9 protein-coding genes are annotated in these 9,079 nt (G+C 73.2%); all 9 read left to right on the top strand.

Translation table 11 applies throughout. The features are described 5' to 3' along the window. Nucleotides 1-511: glycerophosphodiester phosphodiesterase family protein (locus AB0H87_RS32950; protein WP_360154621.1), on the top strand; the 511-nt coding region annotated here is incomplete at its 5' end. Nucleotides 512-532: 21 nt separating this feature from the next. Further along, nucleotides 533-1,933, top strand: coding sequence for an MFS transporter (locus AB0H87_RS32945; protein WP_360154617.1), 1,401 nt, complete (start codon nucleotides 533-535; stop codon nucleotides 1,931-1,933). A gap of 54 nt (nucleotides 1,934-1,987) precedes the next feature. After that, nucleotides 1,988-2,659: a thymidine kinase gene (locus tag AB0H87_RS32940; RefSeq protein ID WP_360154624.1), complete on the top strand. Its 672-nt coding sequence runs from the start codon at nucleotides 1,988-1,990 to the stop codon at nucleotides 2,657-2,659. 55 nt (nucleotides 2,660-2,714) lie between these two features. Next, nucleotides 2,715-3,260, top strand: coding sequence for an RNA polymerase sigma factor (locus tag AB0H87_RS32935; protein WP_360154615.1), 546 nt, complete (start codon nucleotides 2,715-2,717; stop codon nucleotides 3,258-3,260). After that, nucleotides 3,257-4,051, top strand: coding sequence for a hypothetical protein (locus tag AB0H87_RS32930; protein ID WP_360154612.1), 795 nt, complete (start codon nucleotides 3,257-3,259; stop codon nucleotides 4,049-4,051). The genes AB0H87_RS32935 and AB0H87_RS32930 overlap by 4 nt, the downstream gene beginning before the upstream one ends. Further along, nucleotides 4,048-4,920 carry an ABC transporter ATP-binding protein gene (locus AB0H87_RS32925; RefSeq protein ID WP_360154609.1) on the top strand — a complete coding sequence of 291 codons (873 nt, stop codon included), beginning with the start codon at nucleotides 4,048-4,050 and terminating at the stop codon, nucleotides 4,918-4,920. The genes AB0H87_RS32930 and AB0H87_RS32925 overlap by 4 nt, the downstream gene beginning before the upstream one ends. Further along, a complete protein-coding gene (locus tag AB0H87_RS32920; RefSeq protein ID WP_360154606.1) occupies nucleotides 4,917-6,521 on the top strand; it encodes a hypothetical protein in 1,605 nt (534 codons plus the stop codon). The genes AB0H87_RS32925 and AB0H87_RS32920 overlap by 4 nt, the downstream gene beginning before the upstream one ends. A gap of 157 nt (nucleotides 6,522-6,678) precedes the next feature. Further along, nucleotides 6,679-7,350: a hypothetical protein gene (locus AB0H87_RS32915; RefSeq protein ID WP_360154603.1), complete on the top strand. Its 672-nt coding sequence runs from the start codon at nucleotides 6,679-6,681 to the stop codon at nucleotides 7,348-7,350. Between the two features lie 788 nt (nucleotides 7,351-8,138). Then, nucleotides 8,139-9,079, top strand: a 941-nt coding sequence (locus AB0H87_RS32910; protein WP_360154601.1) for an acyl-CoA dehydrogenase family protein, incomplete at its 3' end; no start/stop codon positions are given.

Raw genomic sequence — 9,079 nt, 5'->3', positions numbered from 1 at the left:
ACGCGTCGCGGGGTCGGCCGCCGTGCCCCGGCTCGACGACGTCCTGGCCGCGTGGCCCGACGTGCGCTTCAACATCGACGTGAAGGCCGCGCCGGGCATCGCGCCGACCGTGCAGGCGGTCAACGACGCCAAGGCCACCGACCGCGTCCTGCTGGCCAGCTTCAGCGACAGCCGCCTGGCCCGCGTCCGCGCCCTGGCCGGCCCGACCGTGGCGACCAGCCTCGGCATGCGCGGCGTGACCCGGCTATGGCTGGCCTCGAGACGCAACCGGCCGGTCCGGATGCACCCCTCGGTGGTCGCCGCCCAGGTCCCGCCGCGCTACGGGCGGCTCACGGTCGTCGACGAGCGCTTCGTGGCGTACGCCCACCGCCTGGGCCTGCAGGTTCATGTCTGGACGATCGACGAACCCGATCCGATGCACCACTTACTTGATCTCGGCGTGGATGGCATCATGACCGATCGCGTCGACGTGTTGCGCGACGTCTACATCGCCCGCGGCCTCTGGCCCTGACCCACCCCCGAGGACAACCCGATGGCCGAGGTCACCGCCGCGACACCTGTCGACGCCGCGCCGCCACCGAGCACGAGGCGCGAGCGCTCCGGCTGGTACATGTACGACTGGGCCAACTCGGCCTTCCAGACCACGGTCATCACGGTCTTCCTCGGCCCGTTCCTCACCACGGTCACCGAGCTGGCCGCCGGCTGCGCCCTCGGCGCCGACGAGTGCTCCGGCCGCGTGCATCCCTTCGGCATCGGGATCGCCGCCGGCTCGTTCTACCCGTACCTCATCTCGCTCTCGGTCCTGCTCCAGGTCTTCGTGCTGCCCATCGTGGGTGCCATCGCCGACCGCACGCCGCGCAAGAAGTGGCTGCTGGCCGGCTTCGCGTTCCTCGGCTCGCTGGCCACGATCCTGTTCGCGTTCGTGACCGGCGAGCGCTACCTGCTCGGTGGCGTGCTGTTCCTGGTCGCCAACATCTCGTTCGGCGCCGCGTTCGTGGTCAACAACTCGTTCCTGCCGCAGCTGGCGGCGCCCGACGACCGTGACCGTGTCTCGAGCCGCGGCTGGGCCCTCGGCTACCTCGGCGGCGGGCTGTTGCTGCTGCTCAACCTCGTCGCCGTGATGCTGCTCAGCGAGGACGGCAACGACCAGCGCACCCTCGACCTGGCCCGCTGGTCGATCGTCTCGGCGGGCATCTGGTGGGCGGCGTTCACGGTGCTGCCGCTGCTGTGGCTGCGGGACCGCCCCGTGGTCGTCGACCCGACCACGCCGGTCTCGCGGGGCAACGTGTTGACCGACGGGTTCCGGCAGCTTGGCGGCACGATCCGGCACCTGAAGGCGTACCCGCTGACGCTGTTCTTCCTGCTCGCCTTCCTGGTGTTCAACGACGGCATCCAGACCGTGATCACGCTGGCCAGCCAGTACGGCACCGAGGAGCTCAAGCTCGAGCAGAACACCCTGATCATCACGATCCTGATCGTGCAGTTCCTCGCGTTCGGCGGGGCGCTGGGGCTGGGTCGGCTCGCGGAGCGGATCGGTGCGTGGAAGACCGTTCTGCTCAGCCTGGTGCTGTGGACCGGGGTGATCGTCGCGGCGTTCTGGCTACCCGCGGAGGAGCCCGTCCCGTTCATGATCCTGGGTGCGTGCATCGGCATCGTGCTCGGCGGCAGCCAGGCGTTGAGCCGGTCGCTGTTCAGCCAGATGATCCCGGAGGGCAAAGAGGGCGAATACTACGGGTTCTACGAAATCAGCGACAAGGGCACGAGTTGGCTCGGGCCGCTGGCGTTCGGTCTGGTGTTCCAGCTCACTGACTCGTACCGCGTCGGCATCGTGTCGTTGGTGTTCTTCTTCGTCGTGGGCTTCTTCCTGCTGCTCGCGGTGCCTGTCCGGCGGGCGATCGTGGCCGCGGGCAACACGCCGCCGCGCGTACTGTGAGTTGATCTCGCGTACCGGCGGTTAGGCTGCCGGATCGTGACTGACGACTCCGCACTGTCCACGACCTGCCACGCCGCCGGCGACGGGCGGTTGCGCCACGGCGCGGCCCTCAAGTTCTTCTGGGGGCCGATGGACTGCGGCAAGTCGACGATGGCCCTGCAGATGAACTACAACCACGCGCGGCAGGGGCGGCGCGGTCTGGTGCTGACGCGGATCGACCGTTCGCTCGGGCCGCAGGTCACCACCCGGATCGGGCTGGCCCACGACGCGATCGAGGTGACCGACGCGCTGAACCTGGTCGAGCTGGTGCGGTCCAAGTGGGCCGACGGCGTCGGTGTCGACTATCTGATCTGCGACGAGGCCTGTTTCTACGGTGAGCAGCACATCGAGCAGATGGTGGAGCTGGTCGACTGCTACGACGTGGACGTGTTCGCGTTCGGGCTGGCCACCGACTTCCGGTCGGTCCTGTTCCCGGCGGCGCGGCGGCTGTTCGAGCTGGCCGACTCGGTGGAGCGGATCCAGGTCGAGGTGCTGTGCTGGTGCGGGCGGGCGGGCGCGCTGAACGCGCGGGTCGTCAACGGTGTGGTGGCGCGGTCGGGCGAGCAGGTCGTGATCGGGGACACCGTGGCCGACGCGGACGTCCGGTATCAGGTGCTGTGCCGGCGGCACTTCATGGCCGGCGACCTCGGCGCCGCCTTGCCGCAACCGGCGTTGCCTGGCATGTGAGAAATTCTTCGGGGGTACGCGAACCAAATCGGCCACTCGTTCCGATGAAGAGGGTGTGAGACCACCACCGACCGACGCTGATCTGCTGGCCCATGTCGCGGCCGGCGACCGGGCCGCGTTCGAGGCGTTCTACCGGCGGCACGCCGCCTGGCTCGTGCTGCGACTACGCCACCGGTGTCCCGACGACGGGCTCGTCGACGAAGTGGTGCAGGAGACGTTCCTCGACGTGTGGCGGGGTGCCGCGCGGTTCCATGCGTCGCCGTCGTCCGACGTGGCCGGGTGGCTGTGGCGGGTGGGGTCGCGGCGTCTGGTCGACGCGTTGCGCCGGCGGCATTCCCGCGACCGGTTGGGTCGGCTGCTGGCCCGGTTCCGGCGCCGTGACGAGCCGTCCGCCGAGGAGCAGGTGCTGCTCGACGTCGAGCACGGCGACCTGTCCGGTGCGCTCGCCCGGTTGTCGCCTGAGCTGCGGGCCGTCATCCAGGCCACGGTGATCGACGGGCTGTCCACGGCGGAGGCCGCCGTGCTGCTCGGCATTCCGGCCGGCACCGTCAAGTCCCGGGCGATGCGCGCCCGCCAACAGCTGCGTGCGGAGCTGACATGACCAGTTGGCATGTTCCTGACGACGACCTACGCGCCTACGCCGGCAGCGGGCTCGGGCCCCCACTGCTCTGGTCGACAGAGACCCATCTCTTCGCCTGCGCGTCGTGCCGCGCGCGGTTGGCCTCGCTGGTGCCCGTCGACTCGGGCTGGGCCCGGCTCGACGCGGCGCTGGACGCGCCCCGGCCCCGGCCGGTCGAGCGCCTGCTGGTCGCCGTCGGGGTGCCCGACCACACCGCGCGGCTGCTGACCGCGACGCCGGCGCTGCGGCTGTCGTGGCTGGCGTCGGTGGCGGTGACGCTCGTGCTGACCGCGTTGCTCGCCAGTGCGGTCAACCCGGTCGTGTTCCTGGGCGCGGCGCCGCTGCTGACGCTGATCGGCGTGGCGGTCTCGTTCGGGCCGGGTGTCGATCCGACCTACGAGATCACCGTGACGTCGCCGGTGCACGCGTTCCGGCTCCTGCTGCTGCGCTGCGTCGCGGTGCTCTCCGCCAACACGCTGCTGTGCGCGGCCGCGACGCTGTTCGTCCCCGGCCACGGGCTGACCATCGCCGGCTGGTTCCTGCCGTCGCTGGCCCTGACGGTGGTGACCCTGCTGCTCTCGCCCCGGCTCGGCCCGGCCTGGGCGGCGGTCCTGGTCGGTGCGGTCTGGGTGCTGGCGGTCACCTGGGCCGGGATGCTGCCGTTCTCCACCGCTGGGCAGCTGTCCCTGTTCGCGGCCGTGGCGGTGCTGTCCGTGCTGCTCGCCCGTCGTGCCGCCCTGTTCGACGTCCTACCGACCCGGAGGCTCCGATGACCCTTGCCACTGACGTCGCGGTCCGAGTCGACGGGCTGGTGCTGCGCTACGGGCGCACCACCGCCCTCGACGGGGTCTCCCTGTCCCTCGGCACCGGCGTGACCGGCCTGCTCGGCCCCAACGGTGCCGGCAAGACCACGCTGCTGCGGGTCGTCGCGACCGCGATCCGTCCCGACTCCGGTGCCGTGACCGCGTTCGGGCACGACGCCCTGACCGGCCCGGGCCGGCTCGCGGTGCGGCGGCGACTCGGCTACCTGCCGCAGGACCCGGGCTTCCACCCGTCGTTCACGGCGTTCGAGTTCGTCGACTACGTGGCGATCCTCAAGGAGCTGACGTCGCGGTCGGCCCGCCACGCCGAGGTGCGGCGGGTGCTCGCGCTGGTCGGCCTCGACGCGCAGCGGGGCAAGCGGATCCGGTCGCTGTCGGGCGGCATGCGCCAGCGGGTCGCGCTGGCGGCGGCGCTGGTCGGCGACCCGGCGCTGCTGATTCTCGACGAGCCGACCGTCGGTCTCGACCCCGAGCAGCGGATGCGGTTCCGGGAGCTGTTCGCCGAGCTCGCCGAGGACCGGGCCGTTTTGCTGTCGACCCACCAGACCGAGGACGTCATGTCGCTGTGCCGCACGGTCGTGGTGCTCGACCAGGGCCAGGCCCGCTTCAGCGGCACGCCGGCTTCGCTGGCCGGGCTCGCGGCCGGGCGCGTCTGGACCAGTGACACGCGGGCAGCCGGCGCCCTGGCGTCGTGGCGCACCGGCACGGGGTCCTTCCGCAACGTCGGCGATCCACCGCCCGGCGCCTCCCTGTTGGAGCCGACCATCGAGGACGGCTACCTCACCCTGGTCGACCTGCGGGCCACGGAGGTCCAGCGGTGACCGCGGTTGTCGACGCCCCGATCTCGCGGGCGGCGGTGGCCCCCGATGTCTCGCGGCGACAGGCGGCGCTGGCACTGGCCCGTTTCGAGGCGGTCCGGATGCTCCGCCATCCGGTCATGGTGGCCGCGGTCCTGCTCTACCTCGGTCCGTGGGTGTGGCAGCTCGCCCGGCCGGGCGCCGACCACTATCCGGTGCTGCATGCCGACGTCGTCCCGCTGCAGATGGCGGCGATGCTGGTGCTCGGCGGCGCGGTGCTGGTGGTGGCCAACCTGGCGGTGCTCCGCGAGCACCGCCACCGCACCGACGCGGTCTCCGACGTCCTGGTGCTGCCGCCGGCGTGGCGCACGGGCGCGTTCCTGCTCGCCTGCCTCGCCCCATCCGGCCTCACGCTGGCGGTCTTCGCCGGGCAGACGGTCACGTTGGCGCTGCTGCCGGGCCGGGCGGGCACCCTCGACCTGTTCGACGTGGTGATCCCGGCGGGCATCGTCGCCGTCCTCGCGGCGGGCGGCGTCCTGCTCGCGCTGCTGATCCGCTCGCCGATCGTGGCACCGCTGGCGGCGGTGGCCTTCGCGGCCGCGGGCTTCGTCGCCATCGCGGCGGTCGCGACCGGCACGACCTGGGGGCGGCTGCTGCCGATCCTGCCCGACGACCTACCGATCGCCCTGCCGTCGGTGCTGGTCGACCGCCCGTCCGGCCGCCACCTGGCCTACCTGGCCGGGTTGGCGTTGGTCCTGTCGACGCTCGCGCTCGTGCGGGCGGGCGTCCGGGTGCGGCTTGCCCTGCCGGGCCTGGCGGCCGCGCTGGCGGTGACCGTGCTCGCGGGCAGCGCCCAGTTCGTCCGCGACGACGCGGTGCTGGCGGCGCGGGTCGCGGTCAACGACAACCCGGCGGCCGTGCAGACGTGCCAGTCGCGCGCTGACGTCACCTACTGCGCGTTCGACGACTTCACCTCGTGGGTCCCGGCCTGGTCGGGTGTCCTCGAGGACGTGGTCCGACTGGCGCCGCCGGCCGCGTTGACCGCCGGCCCGCCGCTGGCGGTGCGCCAATGGGTGTGGTCCGACGGCTACCCGACCTCGGGCGGCGTCTTCGGTCCGGAGGAGATGGAGGCCCGCGCCCGGGCCCAGCGCGCCACGGACACCGCCGCGGGCACACCGGAGGCGATCCCGGTCGGCACGACGTGGGGCGACGCCGCGACCGCGGCCGCCTTCGCCGGCGGCGTCGCCTACCGCCTGCTGACCGGGCGGGCGGTAGCCCGCGACACCAGCGTCTGCGGCGCCCGCGGCGCGCTGATCGTCTGGCTGACGGGCCAGGCGAGCCCACGCACGGCGGACGGCCTGCGCCAGCTCGACAACCAGAGCAGCGGGTCACTGGCCTTCGTCGACTACACGATCAACAACGGCCTGTTCGTCGACGACCGCGACGCTGCCGTCGGGCTGGCGCTGCTCGACCGGCCCGCCGCCGAGGTCACGCCGTTGGTGGCGGAGCACTGGGCGGAGCTGACCGCGCCGGGCACGACCATCGAGCGGGTGGGCACGCTGTTCAACGTCCCGGTGGGTCCGGCGCCGGATCCGGCGTTCGTCAACGCCCGGTGCGAACGGTGATCGCGGGCAGGGCCGCGCCCGATCGGGCGTTGGTGCGGGTGCGAGCGGGGATGCGGTGCGGCGGCTTGGTTGCGGCCGGTCCGAACGGGGACAGCCCCACTCCCTCACCATGCCGTTGGCTCGCGGCGGCCGACGGAGGTCGATGCTGATGCGGGGGATGAGGGTTCGGGTCGCGGCCGCGGTCGCGGTCCCGGCGGTGCGGGCGCTGCGTTTTATGCCGCCGCTGGCTGCGATGGTCGTCGGCTACGCGATGATCGGCGTGCCGGCGGCGCTGTCCGGCGCATCGGACCCGAGGCTGGTGGTGGTGCTGCTCCGGCTGGCCATGGTGTGCGCGGCGCTGGGGGTGGGCTTTCTCCTGGACGACCCGGCCAGGCCCACGACGGCGACTTCGCCCGCGCCGGCGTGGCTGCCGCTCGCGGCCCGGGTCGGGGCGGGTGGGGTGTTGCTGGCTGCTTGGTGGTGGGCCACCGTTTTCACGGCCGGCGCGGCCCTCGGACCGGCCGCAGTCGAGTTGCCGCGCGGCGACCTGACCCTGGAAGCGGCCACCGTGGTGGCTGTCGCGCTTGCGGGGGCGACGGTCGTCTGGCGGCGGTCGGGTCGTGGGGTGGTCGGCCTGGTCGCGGCTCCGGCGTTCCTGGCGGCGGTCTTCGCGGCGGCGTTGCTACCGGGCCGGGTTGCGCTGCTGGTGCCGCTCGGCGGGTCCGACTGGGCGGCTGCGCACGACCGCTGGCTGGTCGTGCTGGTCGCGGCGGCGGTCTGCACGGCCATGGCGGCGACGTGGTCACCGCGCCCGCTTCGCCGTCAACCGGTGGCTCCAGTCGGACGCTAGCGGCCACATCTGGACGCTGCGCAGCGCGCCGTGATGCGGTGCGACCCGGGCAGCGCACTTACGCGCTGCGCCGGGCGAGGAGTGATGCGGTGTGGCCCGGGCAGCGCACTCACGCTCGCGCGCTGGGCCGGGCGAGGAGTGATGCGGGGTGGCCGGCGCAGCGCGCTCACGACACGCGCGCTGCGCCGGGCGAGCAGGGCCAGGCGGGCTATGCCGGGCGTTGGCGCGTTGATCGGTGCGGGGCGCTGACGCTAGGCCACGCGCGGGGTCCGGGCCGTTGGCGCTGGGGGCCGGTTATGCCGGGCGCTGAGGCGTTGATCGGTGCGGGGCGCTGACGCTGGGCCAGGTGCGGATCCTGGCGATTGGCGCTGGGTGCAGGGATGCCTGGGTTGCCGCCTTGATCGGTGTCGACCATTGACTCGGCCAGGCGCGGCGGTTTTGGCCGTGCGGGCCTGTCCGACGAGGTCCTCGCCCCCGGCCACGAGCACGGCATTCAGTGGCCGTTGGCGCTGGGGCGAACGGTTCCGCCGCTGGCGTCGGGGCAGTGGATGCTGCAGGCGTCCCTAGTCGGCGTCGCGCTGGTCGTGCTGGGCGGTTGGACATCACGCGCCTGCAGAGCGTTGAGACGGCGTGCGGCGGGCGCCGGGGTTTGATCGCGGACGAAGCGGCCCGGCGGTCTGGCGAGGTGGGTCGGCCTTCCGGCGCTCGTACCCGCGTTGTCTGGTCCTGTTGGCGTCCGGTCGGTTAACGTCGGGCCAACCCCCGTTGCCGCCCGCGAAGGAGCCGCCATGGCCCGGTTCGTGCAGCCGTTGCCGCCCCCGGAGGATCCGTACGCGGGGGATCGGCTGTTGCGGCTCTGGCTCGACCGGCAGCTCGGCGCCACCGGACACGCCCTGGCCAAGGCGCGGTTGACCGATCTCGCCGCCGACGTGGTCGGTCCACTTCGGGCCGCGCACGTCGACGCCGAGGCGCATCCGCCGGAGCTCGTGCGTTACGACCCGTGGGGTGCGCGCGTCGACCGGATCGAGACGTCCGCCGGCTGGCAGGCCCAACGGGCGGCGGCGGCGCGGCACGCTGTCGTCGCCCTGCCGTACCTCGACGAGACCCGCGGCACCTGGGGCGCCGCCACCCGCATCGTTCAGCACGCGCTTCTGCATCTTTACGGGCCCGAGTCGGCGACCTTCTCCTGCCCGGTCGCCATGGCCGACGGCGCCGCGGCGCTGTTGTCGCGTGGTGACGTCGGGCGGGACGTGCGGGACCAGTGGCTGCCCCGGTTGCTGTCGACCGATCCCGATACCGCGGTCACCAGCGGGCAGTGGATGACCGAGTCGCAGGGCGGCTCCGACCTCGCCCGGTCGTCGACCGTCGCCCGCCGCGACGGCGACCGGTGGCTGCTCACCGGCGAGAAGTGGTTCTGCTCCGCCGCCGACTCGGCGATGGCGGTCGCGCTCGCCCGGCCCGACGGCGCCGGTCCGGGGAGCCGGGCGCTGGCGCCGTTCCTCGTGCCGCGATATGCCGACGGCGCCAACAGCGGCGCGCCCGCGCCTGGGGTCACCGTGCACCGGCTCAAGGACAAGCTCGGCACCCGCGCCCTGCCGACCGCGGAGATCGGGCTCGCCGACGCGGCCGCGGTGCCGCTCGGCGACCCGACGCAGCCGGGCCTTCTTGCGCAGCCCCGGTCCATCGGCCGGGGTCCAGCCGCCGAAACCGCCGAGGTCGGCGTCGCGCT

This window comes from Asanoa sp. NPDC050611 (genome assembly GCF_040654855.1).
Classification (GTDB): Bacteria; Actinomycetota; Actinomycetes; order Mycobacteriales; family Micromonosporaceae; genus Asanoa.
The sequence above is the reverse complement of the archived record's forward strand: the minus strand, read 5'-3'. Positions and strand labels throughout refer to the sequence as shown.